Here is a 24,112-nt window from a genome sequence, read left to right on the forward strand (position 1 = left end):
GTTCTTCGCCAGAGAGGCGGTGGCCGCATGAACGCTCACACCAGAGACCCATTGCCCGCCAATATTGAGGCTGAACAGGCCCTCTTGGGCGCCATCCTCATGAACAATGCAGCGATGGACAAAATCCCGCCGGCATTCGATCCAGATCACTTTTATGAGCGGATTCACCGACAGATCTTTGAGGCAATGATTGCCGGCCGACAGGCCAAAAAGAGCATGAACCCTGTCACGGTCCGATCCTTCATGGCTCCAGATGTTGCCACGTCTAAGGTCGGTGACATGACGGTCGCTCAATACCTTTCCCGACTGGTCACGGAAGCGGTAAACGTCGTCAACGTTCCAGATTTCGCCGATGCAATCACTGGCTATTACAACCGCCGTGAGGCCATGACGATTGCCGATGAGGCCTATCTGGCTGGGGCGAGCGCCCAAGACGAGCTTGATTTCGTTGATCGTATCACTGACTGCCGGGAGAGACTGACCGCGATCGTGGCGTCAATTCAGGAACGCAACGCACCGACTGAGAACTTCCGTGATGCCATCGATGCGACGCTAGATTCCACAGCAGACGCGATGAGTGGTCGTGATCTGACCGGCATTGATCCAGGCATTGAGGAACTGACGTCGCTCACCGGCCTATGGCAACCCGGCAATCTCATCATCCTTGGCGGTGACGTGAAGCAGGGTAAATCGGCTCTGGCTTGGCAGTCCTTCTTTAATATCGCTGAAAATCACCCAATCGCCGGCAATAGTGGGGAGATGCCCCGAGCCCAGATTATCCTTCGCGAGAAGGCTCGGCGCACCGGGATATCCGCTAAGCGACAGAAGGCAGGCCAAATCAGCGAACGCGAGATGCAGGAGTTGGTGAAGGCTGGCGCTGACATGAAGGGCCTGAAATTCATCGACATCGATTGCCAGCGTCGCACCCTCGACCAGTTGGACGAGCGCATCAAGCGTCTCAAGGGGGAATACGGAATCGAGGGGTATGTCGTTGACCACATCTTAAAGCTGTTGTGGACCGGAAAGATGGAGGATGCCGACGACTTCAAGAAGGCCAATCGGGCGACGTCTACCCTTAAAGACTTGGCCATGAAGCATGGCATCCCGATCGTCGCTCTAACCCACGTCAACAAGACGACAGGCTTTCAGGAGAGCTTTGGGCGCATGAGCTATCGGGAACGTCTCTATTCCGCCATGCGCCGCCGGCCGACTTACAAGAGCCTTCTCGGCAATATCGATAAAGATGCGGATCATGCCGTCATCGTCTTTCAGGCTCGACCCATCGTAGCCGCCATGGAGCCTGAGCAGGGCACCGAAGACTATGCGATCTGGGAAGCGGCTATGAATGAGATCACCGGCAAAGCCGAACTGATCCTGGCCCTCTCTCGCGAGAATGAATTCCCGCGGCGTCGCGATATCCCTTGGACCGGCGCGACAACCAGCTTCGGACCTCCCTTCAAGCAGCAGTTCAATGAACGGGGGTTCTTCGGATGAACCAGTTCGCAATCGGCTCAATGCCTGTCCCTGGCGGATTCCTCGGTTGGTTTCGAAAAGTTCACCGCGCCGACAATGAAATCGTAAAGGGCGAAAAGGGACTGCCTATCGTCTTCCCAACTCGCGCTGAAGCAAAGGCTGCGGCCGGTGATGCCATGGTTGCTTATATCAACGGCTCTTTTGTTCGATCTGGCGAGATCATTCCAGCGGCAAAAATAGAAGCCGAAAGGCATTTCAAGAAGGAGAAGGCGGCGTGAGTGGCATTGATTCCAGAGTTCTGCTGCCCATGACAGTTACAATGTCCTCATCGAAGACCCGATATGGAGGGCGGCACAATAGTTTTTCGCTCAACGTGGGCGGCTTCCGCCTCGCATGGCTCGACGCGAATGGTGATCGCTTTCACGAGGTTCACTCCCTGATCGCCGGCCACGGCTCGGGCTCTCATGGCCACTCTGGTTCGAAATGGACCATGGACCCCAAGTATTCGTGGTCTGGATATAATCTCGATGATATCGCGTCGGATGAAGTCATGAGGGCTCTTTTCGGGACATCCGTCGTTGATGAGTTGAACCGGCACCTAGGAGAGAAAGAATGGGTTCTTTTCAAAGAACGCTATTGCCTTCCACGTGAAAAGTTAAACCGCTTCATTGGGAGCAGATGCCGAGACAAAACTTGGTGCGATGCTGTCTGGCTGAAGAACATGCCTGCCTCCGTCGCCGCTCACCTGCATTCATTAGCAGGCGAAGCCGATGACGATGCGATGTTCGGTGAAGTTCGTCCCATTAGGCCGCCGACTGCACCAAGAAGGGAACGTATGCGATGGCGTTGTGACGATTGCGGGTTGGAAGGTCATCGTGAAGCGTTCAAGGAGTGCTATGTTTCGGGTCTAGCAACCTCCACTGGTCTCAATTGCCCGACGTGCGCCTATCGGCAGACAGACGCCATCGCAAGCCTTCTGGCTGGCCCAACTCGCGGTAATGTGCGCCGTCTACAGCCCTCCATCATGTATCCAGGGGCTTGATCATGCATATCGAAGCGATCCTCAAAGCCAGATACCAGGAAGTAGCCCAGCGTGTCCGCAATCCCAAGGGCGGCATAACCGAATGCAAGGTCGTTCGGCCAAAGGATGACTTGGTCATCGTAACCCTCAAGCCTCAACGCCACGGTGACCGTCCGGCAGTCGGGCCGTTAAAGCTCGCTCAAATCAGACGGGACTATGAATCTGGCGTACCGGTTGAGCGGATCTGCGAGACGTTTCATATCGGGGCTCGCACGGTCAGAGCGCTTCGCCAGAAGCATGGTTGGCCCATAAGGGAGAGAATTAAGCCGAGGGCGAAGATATGAGCGATCTGTTCATGCGCCGGTCAGCGATTATCTCACTATGCGAGCTATATCGCTATGAGCTTCGTCGGATATGGAACGATGATCTTCCCTTGCTTGTCGTGTGCATGCTGAATCCAAGCTGGGCCGATCAAGACAAGGAAGATCCGACCTTATTGGCCTTGATCCACTTTGCCCGGCTCTGGGGCTATGGTGGTCTGCTCATCGTTAATTTCTATGCTTTCCGGTCTCCATCGCCGAAAGAGATGTTTGCCCAAGGCAAAAAGGCATTCGGACCGGACAACGATAATTACATTAAGGCTGCCGTCAACTATGCTGCAGCTAATGGCGGGAAGCTTTTGGCCGCGTGGGGCAATGACGGTCAGGTCGGCGGCTACCATACCTACTTCACGGCCCTATCCAGGGATTGTAAGGTTGATCTCATCTGCCTCGGCACAACGCTGTCAGGTCAACCAAAGCATCCCATGGCACGTGGCAAGCATCGTATCCCTCGGGACCAGATGCCGATCATGTGGAGAGCTGCTGGCGTATGATCGACCCGCGCGTCTCTGCTCTTTGCGAGGAATATGGCCTCAAGATCGTCGATGGGCGGTCTTATCCGGGCATCAGAGAGACGCGCGCTGTTTTCACGATGGACAAGATCCTGAGGGCGAAGGGGGAGGGCCATTTCCGAATGGTGCTGTCCACCGTCGCTGAGACTGAGAACAATCAGGGATATATCGACAAATACCTTCTCCACGCCGTTAGCGACCTTGTGGACGCGTTTAGGGGCATTGTGGAGCATCAGACCACAGAATGGCTGGAATGCTTTGACGCGGCTCCTGTGGCTGAACTGCAGGTGGTTGCCAAAAGCCTTCCCCATCAGCGGTTTGCCTTGGTGGGTATGATTGCAGAACGGATAGTGCGTAGGTTCGGCCCGAACGCAGGACAGGGCGATTTATTTGACGATCGCAGGAGAGCGGCAGCATGAACAAGATCGAAATCGCAACTCTATTCATCAAGGCGGCTATCGTAGATCGTCGGTTGCCTATCCAAGCTCGACCGGCGCGGCTCAAAGGGTCATGGGTTCCCTTCACCCATAGTCAAGCCGACATGCGCCTCTGGATCCGTCGCAATGAGCTGAGTTGCCAACTGCAGCCCAACGACGACCCCATTGAAGAGTGGTTCGGGAAATTCTTCGATGAGGATAACCAGCGGCTCAAGACCGAGGACATCGCTATTTGGGAACAGGCGAACGAACTAATCAAGCTTGTGGCGGATGAGGGAAACCGGCGCGCGCTCTTCCATTGGGCTATTGCCAAGGCTGGCGGCAAGGAATTTAGTAAGTGGTGTCGCTCCGAAGGCATCCACGAGATGACCGGCTCCCGTCGCAAAGATCGGGCGATTGTTGTTATTGAACAGTATCTTATTCGGGGCACTTCACCCAATACTGAAACTGACGGATTTGGGGTGTTGCCTGTTGGCCCTGTTTTCGAGCATATTTCAGATAACATCGCAGCCGACGCGCCGAACCGAAGAGATCGGTTTGTAGAGCGAGATGCGGATACGGTTTTCTGCAAAGAGGGAACCGTTTTCAACTGGCGAGATATGCGGAAGGCTGAGGCACAACGTCGCTCAGAGCTTCGCAGACGCCAAGCGGCATAGAGATATGAGGCAATACCCGGTCTGGCCACCGGGATCATCCTCGGCTCGGAGCTTAGGTTCCGAGCGACGAAAAGCGAGACGGCGTAAGGTGTAAGTGGTTGCATCTCGACGGCGCGAAAGCGATAGCTCAACGGCGATGGAGCAGGGCCCGTTCAATTCGGGAGCGCCGTCTCGCTTCGAAATCTGGAAGGTGAAGGGTTTGCGGCTCAGAACCGAAGCCATAGCTGGATTGCAGATCCTTCCAGAGCCATGTTAACGAAAGCCGATAATTCGAACATGTCGGTTCTTTCGTGTTAATTCGAGGCGAATGCCGGCGAGACTACATTCGGATATGACGTCCCGCCAATTCTTGTCGCCTCAACGAGATCCAGCCGCTGGTCAAATCTGCTGGGACATGTCACTGCTGCTAGCGCTTCGAAGGCATGTCTTCAACCGTGGGGCGACGGCCCCTAAAGCGGGCAGATGCTGGATAACAATTCGCCGAAAGGCAACGAGATCGGCTTATAGCGTTTGATGCAGAGCAGTGAGCCCGCTGTGAGCACGGAACAAGCGATGGGCAAAGCCGAGCAAGATCGAAAAGGCGATGATGTTCGGTGCTGCTCTGGGTTAGCAGCCGTAGTGTCAACCGAACATCTCAAGCGGCCCAGCGATCGCCTTCCCGACCAATTCCTCACCAGAGGACAGGAGATCCCAATGGCCTTTGAAGCGTGGGACCTTGAGCCATATAATCTAGCCCTGACAATAGCCCATGCGGAAAAGGGCGCGTATCAGCTTGAGAAGGCCATGCAGGAGCTTTTCGAGCGCGATATTCGATCAGGCTGGACGCGAAACTTCGAGGCAGCGGTGAAGCTCTTCGACGAAGAGTTCGGCCAAGACAAGGGCGACTGGACGCGACAGGCCTTCGTCAATGGCTGCAACGGCATCTCTTGGGATATCTCTGATCTCGACGGTACCGAATATGTCGGATCTGGCGAGACCGATGCATTGGCGCTGTGCTGCGCGATGGTTCGAGCAAAGCTCAATGACCAGCGCCATTGTTTCTAATTTCGCAGCCCGATCGGCATAGCTGTTGGTCTGGCTCTTTCATTTCGAATGTCGCAGCAACCGCGCCGGTCGGACCGCCAATTAACCGGTGTAAAGCAGTGCTGCCGAAACGAGGTCTTAGGCGGTGGCTCGCCATGGCCTTGTGGAGTTTGGAGAGTGAGATGACGATATTCGAGAGCGTCATTCCCTTCCCGAAACGTCTACAGTGGTTGATGCTTAAGGCCGCGCTCGATCAGGAGTGCAATGCTCATATGATCGCCTCGCGACTTGGATGGAGCGTCGCTAAGGTCATGCAGACCGTGTGGGGAAATCCAGGCAAGTTTCGCATTGACCGTATCGCTGAGTGGTTTTTTGCCTGTGGCGGCGCAATGCCAAGGTTTTCTATCGTTGATGATCCATGGAGGTCGGCATGACCCTCGCAGAATTCAAAGCTTGGTTCGAAGGCTTCACGGAAACCCTTGAAGGCGCTCCCAGCGAAAAGCAGTGGGAACGCATCAAGGCTCGGGTTGCCGAGATCAACGGGACTGTAACGACATATCCGGTCTATGTTGATCGCTACATGCCGCCATATCGGCCATGGTATGTTGGAACGCCGCTCAACCCGATCATCTATGGTGCGAACACATCGGCCATTGCGGGTGTCGCCATGAATTCCGCAGAGGCCGGCGAGAATGTGAAATTATCATTTGGCGCCGTAGCTCCAGACTTCGATAGCGTGAATGCTATGACGAGCCTTGGCAAAGCCGAATACCGGTCACTGAATTCATGACCTAAGGTTGAGTTGACTGTCCCAAGGTATGCTTTGTAGCGGGATTTATACCAATCACCGGTAGAAATTGGCTATGGGCTGGCTCCAACGACTCTTCCACCGCCCATACTGGATGACAGAGAGACCAATAGGCACGCCTAAGGATGTCGCGATCTGCAGGAGTGGGTGGCGGGTTAGGTTTCGGAGATATCCATGACTGACAAGAAGAAAGCCAAGGCTACCGAAGTCGAGGGTTTGGTGGTCAAAATCGGCGTTGACATCGAGACTGCCGCGATTGCAGAGGCTACGGCAACTCTGAAGGAACTGGCGGAAGCGGCTAATCTTGCCCGTGAGGCGCTGGATCGCCTTCATGGCGCCGGCGAGATCGTCAATCTCCAGGCCAATCCGCTAGCACCCTATCCAGGCTCTGACCGCGAAGCAGAATCCCCGACGTCTTCGGATACACCATCCCCGCCTCACGCAATGCTGTGATGAGGGTGTCCACCTCTATTTGCTTTTCGCGTTCGGTCATGGCTTCGTCCGGTGATCGCGATAAACCCAATAGGATTCGCCGATCTCATCAAGGAGTTCGCCAGAAGCCAGATCGGTGACCTTATAAACCCAATCGGCAATTGCGCCATTTTCATCGAAATGAGCATGGATGCGCTGACGGTAGGTCTCGTCGTCATCGAGGACGGTCGGGTCATGTGGCTCGGCAAGCACCTTGATGAGGCCCTTCATAATGAAGGCCTTCTCATCTGTTGTGGCGCTCTCGTGGAACTCCCGCACCGCAGTTTCAAGATACCGATCGCCACAGCTTTCCAGGTATTCAATAACCCGTCGTGCTGTTGCTTTATTCTTGTCGTGCTCGGTCATTCGGGAGCGTAGCGCCGTGTCTTGCCGGAAGCTCATCAATGTATCACGTCGTGCGGGATAGTTTAGTGCCGGTTTGAATTCGGCCAAAATAATCAAACGGAAATCAAATGGCTAAGGAAAACCGTGGGGGCAAGCGTCAGGGAGCTGGACGGCCTCAAGGGGCGCGTTCTAGGGCTACTCGTGAGCATAAGGCCACGCTGTCTGATCTCGCTCGTGTACACACCTCTGTGGCGCTGCAAGCGTTAGTCGATATAGCCAAGAAGGGCGAAAGCGAAAGCGCGCGGGTAGCCGCTGCCAATTCTCTCCTTGATCGTGCTTACGGCAAGGCAACTCAGGCCCATGAGCATCGCGGTTCAATTGGAACCTATGATCTTTCGAAGATGAGTGATGATGAGCTTGACCGTCTCGAAACAATCCTCGGTCCGCTTGCCATCTCTAGCGGAGATCAGGGCGGAGAGGAAACGGAGGGCTGAAGTCGCCGAACGGGATCGGCTAGCCAAAGATGCGGAGACCATCAGGGCTCGATGCAAAACCTTCTCTGGCTTCGTTCGAGAGGCTTGGCATATCCTAGAGCCGAATACTCCGCTGAAATGGTCCTGGCACATGGCGTGCATATGTGACCATCTCGAAGCGGTGACATTCGGCCGGATAACGCCGTGGCTCATCATCAATGTGCCGCCAGGGTCATCGAAGTCGATGATTGTTTCCGTGCTCTGGCAGGCATGGGAATGGGGACCATGCGGCAAGCGATCGAACCGTTTTCTGACAACATCGTTCGAGCTTGAGAATGTCAAGCGCGATACCCGTAAGACGCGCGACTTGGTTATGAGCGAGTGGTTTCAATCTCTCTGGCCTGAAGTGCGGATGAAGCGCTCTGCGGAGTTGTCATTCGCCAATAGCGATACAGGAACCCGCGAAGGTGTGCCATTCGCTTCTATCACCGGTAAGCGCGGTGACCGGGTGGTGATTGACGACCCTCATTCACTCAAGGGCGCTGAGAGCGACCAGCAGCGTGGAGAATCGGTCAGGCTCTTCTTGGAAGGTGGTCTGAACCGTCTTAACGACCAACAGACATCGGCAATCGTCGTTGTCATGCAGAGACTTCATGAAAATGATCTGACGGGCGCGCTACTGGCTCGCGACCTCGGTTTCATCCACATCATGATTCCGATGGAGTTCGAGCCGGAACGGAGGTGTGTGACACCTCTGCCGTGGCAGGACCCACGATCATTCGATGGCGAGCTGATGGACCCGGTTCGCGTGCCGAGGCCGGCGATCGACGTTTTGAAGAGCGTCAGCTTCTCATGGGCCGGTCAGTACCAACAGCGGCCTACGGCTCGTGAAGGCGGCCTGTTCAAGCGGGAATGGTTTGTCGGGCAGATCATCGAAGCCGCGCCTTCTGGAACAGTCTGGGTTAGGCATTGGGACTTGGCTGCCACCAAGAAGGGACAGGGTGCCCGCACCGCTGGCGTCAAGCTTGGTAGAACACCAGATGGCCGATACATCGTTGGTCATGTCATCAAGGACCGGTGGGACGGTAACGGCGTCAGACAGGTCATCAAGTCCACTGCGGAAATGGATGGCAGATCGGTGACGATCTCGCTGCCGCAAGATCCAGGGCAGGCGGGTAAGGTTCAGGCGCAAGATTTTGTAGCAGCTTTTGCGGGCTACAAGGTGAAGACGGAGCCGGAAAGCGGGGACAAGTTCACTCGCGCCGAACCCTTCGCTGCCCAATGCGCCGCAGGGAATGTTTACCTTCTGAAGCATGAAGGATGGAACCAAGATTACATAGACGAGCTGTGTGCTTTCCCTGGCGCTGTGCTCAAGGACCAAGTGGACGCATCGTCGGGCGCATTCGGCCGGCTTGTGGGCGCAAGAATCTCATTTTTTGGGTGAAGCTTTTATGTTCAAGTGGCTGAAACGCAAGGTAGAACCTGTAGAGCGGCGCACGTCTGAAAGCTTCTTCAGCACGCATGCTGTGCGGAATATGAAGATAAGTCTTGCTGCTGAGGTGCTTGCCGCCGCCCACGCGAAATTGCCGAAGATTGAGCCTCCGGTAGGAACTATGGATTCCTCCGATGGGTCTTGGGGTGTGAAGATATCGGCTGGGTTGCCTAACGGCGTGATCAATCCAGCCCTGATAGACTGGTATGCATCGCAGTCGTTTATAGGCTGGCAGGCATGCGCGTTGCTGATGCAAAACTGGCTGGTGGACAAAGCGGTCACTATGCCGGCGCGCGACGCGACTCGCAATGGCTGGGATGCCGTGCGAGTGGACGGCAAGGAGCTGGATGACGAATACCGGGATCTTCTTGAAAAATTCGACAAGAAATACCGGATCAAATGGAATGCCGAGCAACTGGTGCGTATGGGGCGCGCCTTTGGTATCCGCATCGCGTGGTTTAAGGTCGAATCCTCCGATCCTGCCTATTATGAAAACCCCTTCAATCCGGATGGTGTGACCGAGGGAAGCTATAAGGGCATCGCTCAGGTCGATCCGTATTGGTGCGCGCCTATCCTTGATAGCGACGCCACCAGTGATCCGGGGAACATTCACTTCTACGAACCGACATGGTGGATGATTGGTAGTACCAAGGTTCACCGCACGCATCTGCAAATCTTTCGCACCAGCGAGCCGCCAGACATTCTGAAACCGCTCTATCTGTATGGTGGCATCCCTACCACGCAGTTGATCATGGAGCGCGTCTACGCGGCCGAGCGGACTGCCAATGAGGCACCGCTGCTGGCGCAGTCGAAGCGTACTAATGTCTGGCGTACGGACATGGCTGCTTTCAAGCAGGCTGGGGAAGCAGGCAGGCAGAAGCTCGCGGAATGGGTCGAGTTCCGCGACAATTACGGGATCAAGATCGGTGATAAGGAAGCCGACGAATTCCAGCAGTTCGATACATCACTTGCCGATCTCGATGACGTGATGATGTCGCAATACCAGCTCGTAGCTGCCGCTTCACAGGTTCCGGCTACCAAACTGCTCGGGACCCAACCCAAGGGTTTCAATTCGACCGGTGAGTATGAAGAGGCCAACTATCATGAGTTTCTTGAATCGATCCAGGAGCACGATCTCACGCCTCTTATAGAACGCCACCATCTGTTGGTGCTGCGGTCTAACAACGTCACCGACTTCGAGACAACGGCTTCCTGGCGTCCGCTTGACGCGCCGACGGCCAAGGAAGTGGCCGAAACCAATCTGATCAAGGCTCAGACGGATGGGGAGCTTATCGGCGCGGGTGTGATCGACAGTGAAGACGCCCGCAAGCGATTGGCCTCCGATCCGGACTCTGGATATCACCAACTTGGCGATGCGGATGAGCTCGGTACCGACTTGGACGACATAGGATTGAGCGATGAAGGCAAAGCGGCAGTCGAGACGCTTGGCCTCGGATAAGGCGATTGTCGGAAAGCCGCTGATCTCTAATGCAGCTATCGCCGAGAAGTATGCCAAGTCTGTGCAGGCGATGATCCGAGAAATGGCCCGAGACACGGTGGCCGAATTGAAAGCGATGTTCAGCGCACCCGGTTATGCGTTGGACGGAGACCACTTCGGCGGCGTTGAAAACGGAAGCCCAGCGGCTCGATCGCAGATCATCCTCAATAAACTGATGAGGAAGTATCGGGGGAAATTCGACGATCTGGCGACGATGGCCACGGATCGGATGATCAAGGCAACGCTCAAGCACGTCGACACTACCGCTGGCTTGAGCCTCCGGGAGATGGGCGCTGGCCTTGAGCTTCCTGACTTCTGGAGCGCCCGTCTTCGAGAGATTGTTGCGGCGAGCACGAAGGAAGCAACACAGCTTATCAGGACCATCCCGGAAAGGTTCCTGTCCCAGGTTCAGGGTCAGACCATGCGGGCGATTACCAGCGGGCGAGGCATGGCCGACCTGACGCCGTTTCTTGCCAAGAAGTATGGCCAAAACCTGCGCAAGGCCAAGAACGTCGCGCTTGATCAGACCCGAAAAGCTTACAGCAATCTGTCCGCGCAGCGAATGCAAGATGCCGGAGTTGAAGAATTCGAGTGGCGCCATTCTCACGGCGGCCACGATCCTCGCAAGCAACATCAGGGGTGGAACGGCAAAGTGTTCCGCTACGACGATCCACCGGTAGACGAGACCTTCGGGCCGGTATTGCCTGGGCAGGCCATCAATTGCAAATGCTTCGCGCGTCCGCGCCTTAAATTTGGAGACAATCGCAATGGCACTTAATCTCGGCCCCGGCGATGATGCTATAGCTCAAGACCAGACCGCTGCTGTCGATCCTCAGGCACCAGCTCCCGATGGAGCGGAAAATGCGCCTATTCCGGCTCAAGAAGGTGAGCGGGGCGGCGTCGCGGATGCTTCCAATTCAGCCGAGCAGGGTGCCGCAGAAGCCCCTATAGCTGGCGCCGCAGAACAGGCCTCCACGGCGAACGACGCGCAGACTGCAGAGACCCAGACGGCACCTGACGAGGCGCAGACTGCTGACGTTCGTGGCGAGGCCGCAGCTCCGGCTATTGTGGATGCGTCTACCGTGGATGATGACGCTCACGATCTGCTGGATGGGCTTGAAGACCTGATCAACCGAGCTCACCATTTCGAGAATGCCGGCATCGAGCGGCTGCGGGCCGGTGGGCTCGCGCTGATCGAGCGCATTAGGGCCGCGCTCTAACAAACAGCCTTATTCTTACAATTTAGGGACATACCAATGCCTCCAGTTTCGGAACGGCAACGCCGTGCCATGGAAGCCGCCGCCCACGGCCATTCAACGCTCGGTATCCCAAAGAAGGTAGGCGAGGAGTTCGTTGGCAAGGATGCGGAGGAAGCCCAACAGTTAGCCGCTGGTGTGATCTTCGTCGCTCCCGATGGTGCCGTCCTGTTGCTCTGCCGTAGCGCTCAAGAGCCGAACTACGGCGGTCACTGGGCTTTACCGGGCGGGAAGGGCGAGCCGGGCGAAACGCCGTGGGGAATCGTCTGCCGCGAAGCTGAGGAAGAAATCGGTTCCTCCAACAAGCATGCATGGATTGGTGAACCGACGATAGCCGATGAGGTCACGACGCCCACAGGCATGATCTTCACGACCTTCGTACAGCCGGTTCGATATCGGTTTGTCCCTGAAATCGATGCTGAGCACTGCGGTTATGTCTGGGCTACGGCTGATTGCTTCCCAAGCCCCATGCATCCGGAAGTCGCTCGCGTCCTGAATATGCTCTTTCCAGAGGAACCTGACGAGATGGATGGCGGTGCTATGGACGAGCGCGCCGTCGACACGAATGGATGGCCCGAGATCAAGGATAACCCGATCAGCAAGGCCGGCGTGTTCGACTATCGCGGCGCACAGATCCCGGGCGCACCGAATCCGGACAAGATGTATCGAGTTCTCCGACCGGAAGAAGAACTGAACAATCCCGAAGCTATCGAGTCCTTCAAGCTTCTGCCTTGGATCGACAATCACGTTATGCTCGGCGACGGCGCAGGGCTCATGCCTGCCGAGAAGAAGGGCGTTCAGGGTGTCATCGGGCAGGATGTCCATTTCCAGGACGGCACACTCTACGGGAACCTGAAAGTCTTCTCCAATGCCCTGGCTGATCTGATTGAGGCTGGCAAGCGAGAGCTCTCCTGCGGATACCGCTGCACCTATGACTGGACGCCCGGCGTCTGGAATGGGCAGCCCTATGACGCAGTTCAACGGAACATTCGTGGCAACCATATCGCCCTCGTGAAGAACGGGAGGATGGGGCCGGATGTGGCGGTGTTGGATCACAGTGACACTGACCGCTTTGTTTTCACCTGTGATTCCACATTCGAGGTCAACAACATGCCGGATGAAAACATGAATACCGACGCCGTAGAAGGCGGCGCAAGCGGAGGCTCGTCTCTCGAAGAGCTGCGGGCACAGTTTGCCGAGTTTCTCCCCAAGCTCGATGGTCTCCTTCAGATCGCTGCAGCCATGAAGTCGGCTCTGGGCGAAGGAGAAGTTGCGGGTTCTGGTGAGGGCTCCGAAAACGAGGCGGAAGATGCTGAAGGAGCCGCAGCAGCGGCTGCAGCCGGCGCGGAGCGTGAAGAGAACGCCGCCGAGAAGGCTGAAACCGAGGACGACAAGGACAAGGAAGGCGAGGGCCGCGCCATGGACGAAGCGGCTCTTGCCCGTGCGGTTTCAACCCGGATCGCTGCCCGCGACAAGATCGCCGGTCGGCTCGCCAAGCATGTCGGCACCTTCGACAGCTCGGCCATGGATGCTCAGGAGGTCGCAGAGTACGGCGTTCGCAAGCTTGGCATCAAGAACGTCCAGAAGGGCCACGAGATGACTGCGCTGGATGTCTATCTGTCCGCTGTCAAGGCGCCGTCTGAACGCCCCGCCAGCGTGGCCACCGGCATGGATAGTGCAGGCGGCAATTGGCTGAACAAGCAGCGCGCCGCGCTCGCCCACTAACAGAGGAACCCAACCCATGTTTCAGACTGCTGTGAATACCTTCCAGGGGTTTGGTCTCCCTGGCGAGCCCTACCTTGATTCCCCGACCCGCGTGGAATCGCTGGTCATCAATTCCAACGGCGCCACCCCGAACGTCTACGGCTATTTCGCCACCAAGAGCGCTCTGACGAACATCGCGCAGATGGGCGGCATTGTCGGTCCGGGCACTTCATCCTTTACCGGAGCGATCGCCGGCACCACCCTGACGGTATCCGCCGTCTCGGCTGGCACCCTGCAAGTCGGCCAGACGATTGCCGGTGCTGGCGTCACGGGTGGCACAACCATCACGGCGCTTGGCACTGGCGTCGGCGGTGCGGGCACCTATACCGTGTCGGCCAGCCAGACGGTTGCCAGTGAGGCTATGACGGCCTCTGGTGGCACAAATCGTGTGCTTGCCGGCCTGATGGTTGGCACGAAAGAAGCGACCCTGTGGGGTACGTCCAACGGCACCTTGGCCCCGACGCTCGCTATTCCGGACAATGCGCAGGCTGAGTTCGGCACCATGGGCGATTTCGTCGTGGTCGTTCCTGGCCCCTGCAATATCCTGGACCTACTGGCCTACAACGTCACGACAGGTGCCATTGCAACCTACGCTCCGGGCGGCACAGTGCCGGCTGGCTGCGCCGCCATCCCCAATAGCTCGGTCTATCGCTACCCCGTCACGGCTGTCGGCGGCGGTCTCACCGTGGCTCGACTGACCAACTGACGAGGAACCTGAAGATGAATCTTATCCCCTCTACTGAGCATTTCCACGTCAGCGGTCGTGAAGCCGCGGCGCGGCGTGCTGCCAACAAATCGCTGTTCGGCATGGATAGCGACGATGTGAAAAGCTATCGCGAACTGCAGTCGGTCGGCCTCGGTCTTGATGAAGCCGATCTTCGCGCGATGGCGGCATTCGCGATGGACGATACGCAGGGCGCCGTTCTTTCGCCGAGCATCGGTGTTCCGGTGCAGTTCCTGCAGGCATGGCTTCCGGGCCTTGTCCGCGCCGTCTTCAAGGTGCGCATGATCGATGAGCTGGTGGGCATTACCACCATCGGCGAATGGCATGACGAAGAAGTTGTTCAGGGTGCCATCGAATCCATGGGTGATGCCGTTCCCTATGGCGATCTCAGCAACGTTCCCTATGCGAGCTGGAACATCAACTTCGAGCGCCGCACGATCGTTCGATTTGAAAAAGGCTTTGCTGTCGGCCGCCTGGAAGAGGCGCGTGCGTCTGCCATCCGTGTATCGTCCACCAATGAAAAGCGGATCGGCGTTGCTACTGCTCTGGACATCCAGCGCAATCAGGTCGGCTTCGTCGGCTATAATGCCGGCGCAGACCGTACCTACGGTTTCCTGAACGATCCGAACCTGCCGGCCTATGTCACGGTCGCCAATGGTGTTGCCAGCGGCACGCCTCAGTGGGCCACCAAGACAACGCTGGATATCATCGCCGACCTGATCCAGGCATTCCAGACCCTGGAAACACAGTCGGGTGGTAACATCCAGCCCAAGAACGATGACACCACTCTGGCTCTGCCCACCGGTTGGGACACCTATCTTGGTACGCCGACCACCCTCGGCTATTCTGCGGGCCAATGGCTGCGCGAAAACTACCCGAAGTGCCGGGTCGTCACCGCACCACAGCTTCAGGGTGCCAACGGCGGTGCCAACGTGTTCTACCTCTATGCGGACACGGTGGAATCCGATCCATCGTCCACGGATGACGGTCGCACGTTCCTGCAGGCAGTCCCATCCAAGATGCAGACGCTTGGCGTTGAGCAGCAGGCAAAGAAATTTGTCGAGGATTTCGCCAATGCGACTGCCGGCGTAATGGTGAAAAGACCTTGGGCAATTTTCAGAGCCTCGGGCGTGTGATTTTTTTTAACGCGCTAAATCGCCTATGGTGTGTTACACTTCCCCTGTGAAATTGACAGGGGAAGTGTTTGTGATCCAGAAGACATTCTACTTTGTTTATCTGCTGACTTTTAGTAACGGCAAAGTATACGTTGGGATGTCGAAAACACACCAACATCGCGTGTTTTCAAGGCGTTATCAAGAGCACAGAAAAGCCGCTAAGGCTGGAAATAAAAGTCCTGTCTATTCTGCTTGGCGCAAATACGGAGATCCGCAGCAAGAGGTTCTCAGCTTGTATGCAACTCGTGAATCTTGCGCTCTTGCGGAGATTGAGGCGATTCTTACCTACAATTCGACTGACCTGTCCAAGGGTTATAATCTGATGGCTGGCGGCGAGGGCCTGAACGCCCCACCCGGATCTTCAATGTATGAATTAATGGAAGAGAAGGTTTGGAAGAACGCAGAGCGTTGCAGAAAAATCAGTGAATCATTGAAGGGAAGACCTCCTTCAAGCGAAACAATTGATGGATATAAGGCGTGGCGAAAGACCGATACCGCAAATGCCATTATGAGAGAAAAGGTTTGGGATAGTCCAGAGTGGCGTAAGAAGTTATCTGATCGTACGCGCGAGCAAATGGCAAATGGCGGCGCGGAGCATCTCAGGCAGATAAAGACAGGACGTCCGGATCATCTATCTCCGGAAACCCGCGCTATTGTGACTGCCAAACAAAGAGAATTCTCCAATTCTCCAAAAGGTAAGGAATATGCACGGCAAGGATATGAGGCCATGTGTGCCAACCCAGAGAATGTTGCCAATGCATTAAAACGGTTGGAAATGTGGAGAAATTCGGATGTCAATGCAGATCATTGCCGTAAAATGGCAAGCCTAGCTGCGGCGGCATGCAGTCGAAAAGTGCGCCACATAAAAGACGATATCGAATTTGCTTCTCAACGAGAGATGGCTGTGCACTACGGTGTAAGCGACGCGGCAGTCTCTCGCTGGATAAAAAACGGTAAAGCAATTCGAATTTGAATATCAGTTCCCAATGATGATGCAATTTTGAAGTCGCCATTGGGCGGCTTTTTCTTTGTCTACTCGCTACTAGTTGCACGCCCAAGGTTCGCTACCTCAGTCGTCCCATGTCTCCTAAGACGGCGCGGGCGTGCAATCCCTTTTGTCAGGAGGCAGGAGAACATTCATGCCGCATATCGCTTCAACACTGACGAATGCCACCAGATACACCGAATGGAACCGTGGTGGCGATGGACGATTGATCGAAGGTCGATCGGTTGTCATCAAGGGAGGCTTCGGTCTGGCGGACAAGAACTTTGTCACGCCGACCGGTGCAATCCTCACCTCCATTTCGGATGACGAACTGGCATTCCTCGAAAGCGACCATCATTTCAAGGAACACCTCAAAAACGGTTTCCTGAAGATCTACAAGAAGGGTGCCGTTCCGGGTGAGAAGGCTGCGGATGGGATGCAACTCGGCGACAAGTCGCAGCCGCTCAATCCCATGCAGTTCCAGGACAATGACCCCAACAAGCCTGAAACCTTGTCGGTCAGCACCGGCTCTGTCTCGGTTTGATAGACCATGAACCCGGCATTTGATATCGCCGCATTTCAGACGGCGTTCCCGCAATTTGCGACCACGCCGTCTGACACAATCCAGGGATGGGTGACGCTTGTCATCAACTCCCCGATGGGCGGCTGGTTCGAATGCGAGACAGGTTTGACCAACCAACAGCTTATGGTTGCTCACATCGGTTATCTGTTTTCCAAAGCAGCGACTGGGCAGGCCATTCCGGGCGGTGCAATGGTCAGTGCTGCGGAGGGCAGCGTCAATGCTGCCTTTGCCGCTCCTCCAATCAAGACCGGCCTTCAATATTACCTATCGGGATCGCCCTATGGGCAGATGCTGTGGGCCAATCTCTGCGTTGCAGCGGCCGGCGGTGATTATGTCGGCGGCCTGCCTGAACGGAGAGCATTCCGTAAGGTCTATGGGACCTTTCAGTGAGGACTTTCTGCCATGAGTTCGTCTCTCGATAAAGCGCTTACCGAGATCTCCAAGCGAATTGGTGAGTTTCAGGGCAAGACAGCTCAGGCAGGGTTCTTTCCCGAGGCTGCATATCCCGACGGTACGCCAGTCGCATATGTTGCCGCGATCCAAGAGTACGGAGCGCCGAAGGTCAAAATCCCGCCGCGCCACCCAATGCGCTCCGCTGTGGAGCAGTATCGAAGCGGTTGGCGAGATGATCTGGCCCGAGGGGTTAAGGCCGTCATTGAGGGCACCATTACTTCCGATGATGTTCTTGAGCAAGTCGGTGGTGTGATGGCTGCGGATATTCAGACATCCATAGCGGAAGTCACCGATCCGCCTTTGAGCCCCATTACCGTCATGCTTCGCGGCATGCGTCGAAATGACCCCAGCTTGATAGTGAGTGGAAAGACGGTCGGAGAGGCAGCACAGCGCGTCGCTGATGGCGAGACCAATTATGGTGCGTCTGACAAGCCGTTGATTGATAGTGGCCTGTTGCTGGCCTCCGTAACTCACAAAGTTGGTGAAAGCGAATGAACCTTCACGGGCTCGTTTCGGGCGCGATCGGCACAGTAAATCCGTTTGTCGATGCATCAATGCAGAACAACACCGGTTACACCACAAATGATGATGGCGTGCAGATCCCGACATATGTCACCGCGACGGGAACGGCTCAGGTCCAAGCTCTTACATTCAAAGACCTGACGCAACTCGATGGCATCAACAAGAACGGTGCAGCCCGTGGAATATATTTCTATGGCGACATTCAAGGTGTGCTGAGAACCAAGACCAAGGGCGGCGATATCATCACGCTCTCCAATGGCGCAAGCGCTGGAAACTGGCTTGTCGTTCAAGTCCTAGAGACCTGGGATGTTGGTTGGTGCAAGTGCGCCTGTGTTCTGCAAATGTCATGAAAATTAATAGGTGAACATCATGGACAACGAACTCCGCAAAGAATTCCGTGCCTTCAAGGTTGAGGTTTTAGATCGCCTTGATCGTTTGGAGGCCGCGTTGAGTGCTCCAAGCGATATCGCAGCACCCGACACCGGGAAATCTAAGAAACTCGCTCCTGAGCCGGCCTCGGTCGAAAAGGATGCTATCTGACGGATAGCTTGGCGCGAATGCGCCTGCGTCTTGCAGACGTAGCCAAGTGAAAATCAATAGGATATCGCAATATGCTGAAGCGCCTTATCTTCGCTGCCGCGTTTACGGCTGTCGCGGTGCCATCCGTTGGCCAGAATATCACTGGGAATGAGTTTCAGACCGCAACGCCGGGACGAACTGTTAACGGTGTGGTTACCATGTGTATCAACGGTAGCAACCAAGCGATTCCTTGCCCGACTGGTGGCTCTACATCCGTCACACAGGGAACTAATCCGTGGACCGTCTCTTATAACGTTCCGTCAAACCCGAAAACTGTAGCGGGTTGTACGGTAGGGGTAACGTCCAGTGCCTGTCTTGGGTCTAACCCGCGTAATTGGGTTCAGATGCAGAACACATCAGCATCGGCGACCATCGCATGCTCGTGGAGCGGTGCGGCGTCCCTCAACAGTACTAACTCATTCATGCTGGCAGCCGGCCAAAGCGCTTCATGGGGACCGACTACAGGCGGGGCACCCAATCAGGCGCTTAACTGCATCGCTAGTGCTGCCTCCAGCCCGTTATATGTGGAACAGAATTGATGAGAAAGATTGCTCTCGCCTTTCTCATACTGACTGGGGTCAGCGTAGCTCATGCTCAGATCGCGCCTAATCCAGCTCCTCCCCTTAACGGACAACCGGGTCAGCCAGCAGGTCCGCTCACCATTACGGGTCGGCTCCCAGATAGCCAGCTTGCAATCACAGCACTGCAGTACAAGGGCGCATGGAATGCGGCCACCAACACGCCGACGCTGGCGAATGGTACGGGCGTTGTTGGCGACATGTACGCGATATCGACCAGCGGTTCTCAAAATCTCGGCGGTGGCTCTGTAAGCTATGTGGCCGGAAATTATCTGCTCTACAATGGCACCGTCTACGAACAGATCGGTAGCGGGACTGCACCGTCTCCGGCAAATCCATCCGCTCAGATCGGTACTAGCGCCATCAATGGTACCGCGCAGACCTTCATGCGCAGTGACGCCGCGCCTCCTATCAATCTAGCCATTACGCCAACATGGACTGGGGCACACGCATTCGCGTCCAATGTGACCGTCCAAGGCCTCCTCAGCTCAACAAATAATACAACACCGGCTGGGCCGACCAATTCTGGCGTCGCGTTGTCTGCAGCTCCTGATGTCGCTGATGTTCTCTTTTTCGACGCGACACAATCCGTCAACAACCGAACCTATGAAGCGATTGCGTTTCAGGGCTGTCAGCAGTTCCGCTTTAAAAATGACGCTGGAAGCGCAGCTATCCCATGGCTGAAAGGCTGCGGAGGTCAGGCCGCTGGGGTCACTGGCATCACATCCAATAGCGGCTCTGGATCGTGGGTGCACACTGGCGGATTCTCGGTCAACAATTTCAACAATATCACCCTTACTCCCTCGATATCGGGAGGAACGCCTACGATTTCATCGGCGGGCGGAAATGCGAATGTTTCTCTTGGGCTTGCTACTCAAGGCACTGGAGCTATCGTGCTGGCACCTGGCGGCACAGGCCAACTTGTCGTCAATGCTTCGGATATCCAAGCAGCTTCGGGCTACACGCCGGCCAACGCGCAATCGCTCGCAACTAAGGCTTATGTTGATGGCGCTACCGGTGGCGGTCCTGTGCTTGCTTCAGGAACCTATACGCCGACTGTGGTCTACAACAGCGGCGCGTCATCCGGTTTCGTCGGCACATTCATGTATCAGCGTGTCGGGAACGTTGTGACGGTGACGGGCACAATGAGCATTGCGGTTGCCGGCGCACCGGGGTCATCCGGTAATATCAGATTGTCGCTGCCGATCGCTAGTAACATTGGCTTTAGTAATCAGGCGGTCGGGTTTGGAACCACAACCCTGCAGGTTGGACAGGGATCGTTCTCCGTGATCGGGTTCTCGGGTGACAATTCGGCATCACTGACGATCTGGTCGGCAAATACCAACAGTAATAGCTACGGCGTGACTTTCAGCTACACGGTGCAGTGATGAATCTTCATGCGGTTGTCGCGCCTATCATTGGTTCGGTGAACCCGAACGTTCCGTGCGCGATGCAAGTCAGCACCGGCTACATTGCCTGCGTGCTGCAAATGGATTGAGATCCAATGACATTGATGGCGCCGTCTCCAACGCAGTCAAACATCATGACTGCGCTGCGGAAATTCTTGCTCGGTATTTTGCCGAATGGCAATGCAACCTTCACCGGGTCTATTGCCGGGACAACACTAACCGTCTCCGCCATCACCTCGGGCGCCATCAATATCGGGGATGCAGTCCTTGGTGAGGGAGTTACACCAGGGCAGACGATCAAGGCATTCGGCACAGGTACCGGGGGTACTGGAACATACACTATCGCCGCCTCACAGACGCTCGCCAGCGCGAAACTCTATACCGGCGTTGAAGTAGTGCAGGCACAGACAAATCGCGTTCCTGAGCCTGCTGTGCCTGATTTTGTGACCATGACGCCTATCATGCAATCTCGTTTGGAGACGAACGTCGATAGCTATGAGGATGTCTCATTTACGGCGGCTATTGCTGGCCAGACCATGACGGTTTCCGCTGTGGCGTTTGGAACCATTGCAGTCGGGCAGACAGTCTTCGGTGTGGGCGTTGCAGCCCTCACCAAGATCATAGCTTTGGGAACCGGAACTGGCGGGATAGGGACTTACATGGTCTCGCCCACGCAAACGGTTCCGTCTCGAAAGATGGCGTCGGGTGGAGAGATATTCCTCCAGCCTACTCGTATCACCGTGCAGTTGGACATTCATGGCCCGAATAGTGCCGAGAATGCGCAGACCATATCAACGCTGTTTCGCGATGATTTCGCCGTCCAAGTGTTCAAGGCTTCGGGCTTCGATGTGACACCGCTCTACATGAGCGATCCTCGGCAATTGCCCTTTGAAAATGAGAATGCCCAAATCGAAAACCGATGGGTGATCGATGCAGTGATGCAGTCGAACCAGATCATCCGTGCACCTCAGCAGTTCGCCGATGAACTCGACATAGCTATCACTGAAGTTGAAGCGGCTTTCCCAGCCAACTGAACAATCCCCACAATCTGAAACTTTCGAAAGGGATCGGTCCATGACCATACCTGCATCGCAAATCGTGCGCGTGAATCCGAGCGTGCTCAATGCCGGCGGCAATGGGCTCGTTCTCAACGGCCTGATGCTGACCCAGAATACGCAAGTCCCGACCGGACAGGTGCTTTCCTTTCCGAATGATGGCGTCTCCGTCTCCAACTACTTCGGGCCATCGTCTCAGGAAGTCGCGATTGCGAATATCTATTTCAATGGCTTCAACACATCCACACAGAAGCCCGGCAATATCCTGTTCGCGCAGTACAATTCTGCGTCGGTTGCGGCCTATCTTCGTGGCGGCCCCGTCAATCAGTTGACGATTCCACAGCTTCAGGGCCTTTCCGGTTCCTTGGCAATCGTGATGGATGGTTATGCCTATTCGGCAGCCAGCATCAACCTTGTGAGTGCAACCAGCTATTCGGCGGCGGCTACGCTTATCCAGACCGGACTCAATGCAGCCCTGCCGTCTGCTGCAAGCGTGACTGGTTCGATTGCGGCTGCTACTGCGTCTGTGACGGCCTCCATTGCTGGCAACACCATGTATGTGACGGCAGTCAGCTCAGGAACTTTGGTTGTCGGTGCGGTTCTGACTGGCACTGGCGTCACGGCTGGCACGCAGATCGATGCGCAGATTTCCGGCACTCCTGGCGGTATCGGTGAATATGCTGTTTCGAAGACGCAGGTTGTTGCCTCCACCACCGTCACGGCCTCCTATGGCACTCTGACGGTGACCGCCGTTTCTTCTGGCACGCTGTCGGTAGGCCAGACCATTACGGGGGGCACCACGCTTGCGAACACCAATATTACCGCTCTGGGTACGGGAGCGGGCCTTACGGGTACCTACTTCGTCAACCTGACACAGACGGTTGTCAGTGGTACTCTGACGGCTACAGGATCGGCTCTTGCCGTGTCCTACGACTCCATCTCTGGTGGGTTCGTCATCAAATCGGGCTCTCGTGGCAATCAGTCCACCGTTGCGTTCGCCACCGGCACGCTTGCGGCTCCGATCTTCCTGACTCAGGCAACGGGTGCTGTTCTCTCGCAGGGTGCGGTTGCCGCGAACCCAGCGGCTTTCATGACGGCTATGACCATTCTGACCCAGAATTGGGCAACGTTCATGACGCTATTTGATCCGGATGGTGGCAGTGGTTGCGCTCAGAAATTGGAATTCGCGGTATGGACCAATAGTCAGAACAAGCGTTGGGCTTATATCGCGTGGGATACCGATATCACCCCGACCGAAAGCAACAATGCGACAACCAGCTTCGGCCATATCGTCAAGGTGGCGGCTTATGACGGTATCGCGCCGATCTATCAGCCTCTCAATGCCACGACGCCAGCGGCTGATATCGCCGCTTTTGTTTGCGGCATGGCAGCCTCCATCGATTTCACGGCTCTGAACGGACGCATCACCTTTGCCTTCCGTGGACAGGATGGGCTTATCGCTGGTGTTACCGATGCGACCACGGCCAACAATCTGACGGCAAACGGTTATAACTTCTATGGCGCATATGCGACCGCCAACCAGCAGTTTGTGGAGTTCCAGACCGGTCTTGTCTCAGGCCAGTTCCAGTGGCTGGATAGCTATGTTGACCAAATCTGGCTCAACAATGCACTCCAGCTTGCGCTCATGGAATTGCTGCAGAACATCAATTCCGTTCCCTATAACAATCAGGGTTATGGGTTGATCCGCGCAGCTTGCCTCGATCCTATCAATGCGGGCCTGAATGCCGGCGTCATTCGGTCTGGCATAACCTTGTCAAGCCTTCAGCGTGCCCAGATCAGGAATGCGACGGGCACCGATACGTCTTGGCAGGTTCTCCAGCAGCAAGGCTGGTATTTGCAGGTAGTCGATGCGTCCCCGCAGGTTCGCCAAGCGCGTACATCGCCGCCGTGCAACTTCTATTATACAGATGGCCAATCGGTGCAGCAGATCGTCCTGAACAGCACCCTCGTTCAGTAACCCTCGGAAAATCAGGAGCCTTCGATGGCAGGAAATCTTACAGCCGCAGATGTGGTCATTACCTTGACCATTCCCGGGGTATTCAACACTCCGGTTCAGCTTCAAGGGTTTACGACCGACAATGTCTATGATCTGCCCACCGTTGAGGTGAACCAGACGGCGATGGGCGTGGATGGCAAACTATCGGCGGGATATGTCATCAATCCTGTTGATCAGACATTCCATCTTCAGGCCGATTCTGATTCCAATCAGATTTTCGATACATGGATGGCCGCCATGAAATCAAATCGCACAACTTATCGCGTGGAGGGGGATGTCACATTGCCCTCCTTGGGAACAACATACGTTTGCAAGAATGGCGCACTGGTTAGCTGGCCTCCTGCGCCGGCCGCAGCAAAAATTACGCAGCCTCGCCAAGCGCTAATTCGTTGGCAATCGGTTGATCCTTCTCCGCTCTGAGGT

The 24,112-nt window shown here is 55.8% G+C and carries 29 protein-coding genes; 28 read left to right on the forward strand and 1 reads right to left on the reverse strand.

Annotated elements, in window-relative coordinates:
- The first annotated feature begins 27 nt into the window (after window positions 1-27).
- From RHSP_RS19000 to RHSP_RS19045, 10 genes are all read left to right on the forward strand, one after another.
- Window positions 28-1,494 (forward strand): DnaB-like helicase C-terminal domain-containing protein, encoded by a 1,467-nt coding sequence (locus tag RHSP_RS19000; protein ID WP_004121174.1) that lies wholly within the window; start codon window positions 28-30, stop codon window positions 1,492-1,494.
- Window positions 1,491-1,751: a hypothetical protein gene (locus RHSP_RS19005; protein ID WP_004121176.1), complete on the forward strand. Its 261-nt coding sequence runs from the start codon at window positions 1,491-1,493 to the stop codon at window positions 1,749-1,751. The genes RHSP_RS19000 and RHSP_RS19005 overlap by 4 nt, the downstream gene beginning before the upstream one ends.
- Window positions 1,748-2,515, forward strand: coding sequence for a hypothetical protein (locus RHSP_RS34775; RefSeq protein WP_157385387.1), 768 nt, complete (start codon window positions 1,748-1,750; stop codon window positions 2,513-2,515). Before RHSP_RS19005 ends, RHSP_RS34775 begins: the two co-directional genes overlap by 4 nt.
- A gap of 319 nt (window positions 2,516-2,834) precedes the next feature.
- Entirely contained in the window at window positions 2,835-3,368 is a 534-nt protein-coding gene (locus RHSP_RS19015) for a DUF1643 domain-containing protein (protein WP_004121178.1), read from the forward strand.
- On the forward strand, window positions 3,365-3,805 hold the full coding sequence (locus tag RHSP_RS19020; RefSeq protein WP_037153012.1) for a hypothetical protein: 441 nt from the start codon (window positions 3,365-3,367) through the stop codon (window positions 3,803-3,805). Before RHSP_RS19015 ends, RHSP_RS19020 begins: the two co-directional genes overlap by 4 nt.
- Window positions 3,802-4,479: a hypothetical protein gene (locus tag RHSP_RS19025; protein WP_004121183.1), complete on the forward strand. Its 678-nt coding sequence runs from the start codon at window positions 3,802-3,804 to the stop codon at window positions 4,477-4,479. Before RHSP_RS19020 ends, RHSP_RS19025 begins: the two co-directional genes overlap by 4 nt.
- 552 nt (window positions 4,480-5,031) lie before the next feature.
- On the forward strand, window positions 5,032-5,523 hold the full coding sequence (locus tag RHSP_RS19030) for a hypothetical protein (RefSeq protein WP_157385388.1): 492 nt from the start codon (window positions 5,032-5,034) through the stop codon (window positions 5,521-5,523).
- 161 nt (window positions 5,524-5,684) lie between these two features.
- Entirely contained in the window at window positions 5,685-5,936 is a 252-nt protein-coding gene (locus RHSP_RS19035) for a hypothetical protein (RefSeq protein WP_037153016.1), read from the forward strand.
- Window positions 5,933-6,292, forward strand: a complete 360-nt coding sequence (locus RHSP_RS19040) for a hypothetical protein (protein ID WP_004121188.1) — start codon at window positions 5,933-5,935, stop codon at window positions 6,290-6,292. The genes RHSP_RS19035 and RHSP_RS19040 overlap by 4 nt, the downstream gene beginning before the upstream one ends.
- Before the next feature lie 192 nt (window positions 6,293-6,484).
- Window positions 6,485-6,763 (forward strand): hypothetical protein, encoded by a 279-nt coding sequence (locus RHSP_RS19045; RefSeq protein WP_004121192.1) that lies wholly within the window; start codon window positions 6,485-6,487, stop codon window positions 6,761-6,763.
- Window positions 6,764-6,799: 36 nt separating this feature from the next.
- On the opposite strand, the gene RHSP_RS34780 is transcribed toward RHSP_RS19045, so the two are convergent.
- Complete coding sequence (locus RHSP_RS34780; protein WP_157385389.1) at window positions 6,800-7,147, reverse strand: hypothetical protein; 348 nt, start codon at window positions 7,145-7,147, stop codon at window positions 6,800-6,802.
- 107 nt (window positions 7,148-7,254) lie between these two features.
- Here RHSP_RS34780 and RHSP_RS35160 point away from each other — a divergent pair, with 107 nt between their 5' ends.
- From RHSP_RS35160 to RHSP_RS19135, 18 genes are all read left to right on the forward strand, one after another.
- Window positions 7,255-7,620, forward strand: a complete 366-nt coding sequence (locus RHSP_RS35160; protein ID WP_004121207.1) for a hypothetical protein — start codon at window positions 7,255-7,257, stop codon at window positions 7,618-7,620.
- A gap of 223 nt (window positions 7,621-7,843) precedes the next feature.
- Window positions 7,844-9,043, forward strand: coding sequence for a phage terminase large subunit (gene terL, locus RHSP_RS19055; RefSeq protein WP_240535468.1), 1,200 nt, complete (start codon window positions 7,844-7,846; stop codon window positions 9,041-9,043).
- A 7-nt stretch (window positions 9,044-9,050) separates the two neighbouring features.
- Window positions 9,051-10,550, forward strand: coding sequence for a phage portal protein (locus tag RHSP_RS19060; protein WP_004121212.1), 1,500 nt, complete (start codon window positions 9,051-9,053; stop codon window positions 10,548-10,550).
- The gene (locus RHSP_RS19065; protein WP_051074109.1) at window positions 10,510-11,367 is read left to right on the forward strand and encodes a phage head morphogenesis protein; all 858 of its coding nucleotides are present in this window, start codon (window positions 10,510-10,512) and stop codon (window positions 11,365-11,367) included. The genes RHSP_RS19060 and RHSP_RS19065 overlap by 41 nt, the downstream gene beginning before the upstream one ends.
- Window positions 11,357-11,809 (forward strand): hypothetical protein, encoded by a 453-nt coding sequence (locus RHSP_RS19070; RefSeq protein WP_004121226.1) that lies wholly within the window; start codon window positions 11,357-11,359, stop codon window positions 11,807-11,809. The genes RHSP_RS19065 and RHSP_RS19070 overlap by 11 nt, the downstream gene beginning before the upstream one ends.
- A gap of 36 nt (window positions 11,810-11,845) precedes the next feature.
- Complete coding sequence (locus RHSP_RS19075) at window positions 11,846-13,570, forward strand: DUF2213 domain-containing protein (protein WP_081615334.1); 1,725 nt, start codon at window positions 11,846-11,848, stop codon at window positions 13,568-13,570.
- A gap of 16 nt (window positions 13,571-13,586) precedes the next feature.
- The gene (locus RHSP_RS19080; RefSeq protein ID WP_004121232.1) at window positions 13,587-14,315 is read left to right on the forward strand and encodes a structural cement protein Gp24; all 729 of its coding nucleotides are present in this window, start codon (window positions 13,587-13,589) and stop codon (window positions 14,313-14,315) included.
- Window positions 14,316-14,329: 14 nt separating this feature from the next.
- Window positions 14,330-15,469, forward strand: coding sequence for a major capsid family protein (locus RHSP_RS19085; RefSeq protein WP_037153022.1), 1,140 nt, complete (start codon window positions 14,330-14,332; stop codon window positions 15,467-15,469).
- Window positions 15,470-15,539: 70 nt separating this feature from the next.
- On the forward strand, window positions 15,540-16,481 hold the full coding sequence (locus RHSP_RS34785; RefSeq protein WP_004121236.1) for a GIY-YIG nuclease family protein: 942 nt from the start codon (window positions 15,540-15,542) through the stop codon (window positions 16,479-16,481).
- A gap of 166 nt (window positions 16,482-16,647) precedes the next feature.
- Window positions 16,648-17,037, forward strand: coding sequence for a hypothetical protein (locus RHSP_RS19090; protein ID WP_004121237.1), 390 nt, complete (start codon window positions 16,648-16,650; stop codon window positions 17,035-17,037).
- Window positions 17,038-17,043: 6 nt separating this feature from the next.
- Complete coding sequence (locus tag RHSP_RS19095) at window positions 17,044-17,466, forward strand: DUF4054 domain-containing protein (RefSeq protein WP_004121239.1); 423 nt, start codon at window positions 17,044-17,046, stop codon at window positions 17,464-17,466.
- A gap of 12 nt (window positions 17,467-17,478) precedes the next feature.
- Entirely contained in the window at window positions 17,479-18,024 is a 546-nt protein-coding gene (locus RHSP_RS19100; protein ID WP_004121241.1) for a hypothetical protein, read from the forward strand.
- On the forward strand, window positions 18,021-18,401 hold the full coding sequence (locus tag RHSP_RS19105) for a hypothetical protein (protein WP_004121249.1): 381 nt from the start codon (window positions 18,021-18,023) through the stop codon (window positions 18,399-18,401). Before RHSP_RS19100 ends, RHSP_RS19105 begins: the two co-directional genes overlap by 4 nt.
- Window positions 18,402-18,420: 19 nt before the next feature.
- Window positions 18,421-18,591 (forward strand): hypothetical protein, encoded by a 171-nt coding sequence (locus tag RHSP_RS19110; RefSeq protein ID WP_157385390.1) that lies wholly within the window; start codon window positions 18,421-18,423, stop codon window positions 18,589-18,591.
- Between the two features lie 577 nt (window positions 18,592-19,168).
- Entirely contained in the window at window positions 19,169-20,596 is a 1,428-nt protein-coding gene (locus RHSP_RS33145; protein ID WP_004121252.1) for a hypothetical protein, read from the forward strand.
- 116 nt (window positions 20,597-20,712) lie between these two features.
- Window positions 20,713-21,651, forward strand: a complete 939-nt coding sequence (locus RHSP_RS33150) for a phage neck terminator protein (RefSeq protein ID WP_004121253.1) — start codon at window positions 20,713-20,715, stop codon at window positions 21,649-21,651.
- A gap of 40 nt (window positions 21,652-21,691) precedes the next feature.
- Window positions 21,692-23,650, forward strand: a complete 1,959-nt coding sequence (locus tag RHSP_RS33155) for a DUF3383 family protein (protein ID WP_051074111.1) — start codon at window positions 21,692-21,694, stop codon at window positions 23,648-23,650.
- A 24-nt stretch (window positions 23,651-23,674) separates the two neighbouring features.
- Window positions 23,675-24,109 carry a phage tail fiber protein gene (locus tag RHSP_RS19135; RefSeq protein ID WP_004121258.1) on the forward strand — a complete coding sequence of 145 codons (435 nt, stop codon included), beginning with the start codon at window positions 23,675-23,677 and terminating at the stop codon, window positions 24,107-24,109.
- Window positions 24,110-24,112 lie beyond the last annotated feature (3 nt).

Source organism: Rhizobium freirei PRF 81, assembly GCF_000359745.1.
Taxonomy (GTDB): domain Bacteria; phylum Pseudomonadota; class Alphaproteobacteria; order Rhizobiales; family Rhizobiaceae; genus Rhizobium; species Rhizobium freirei.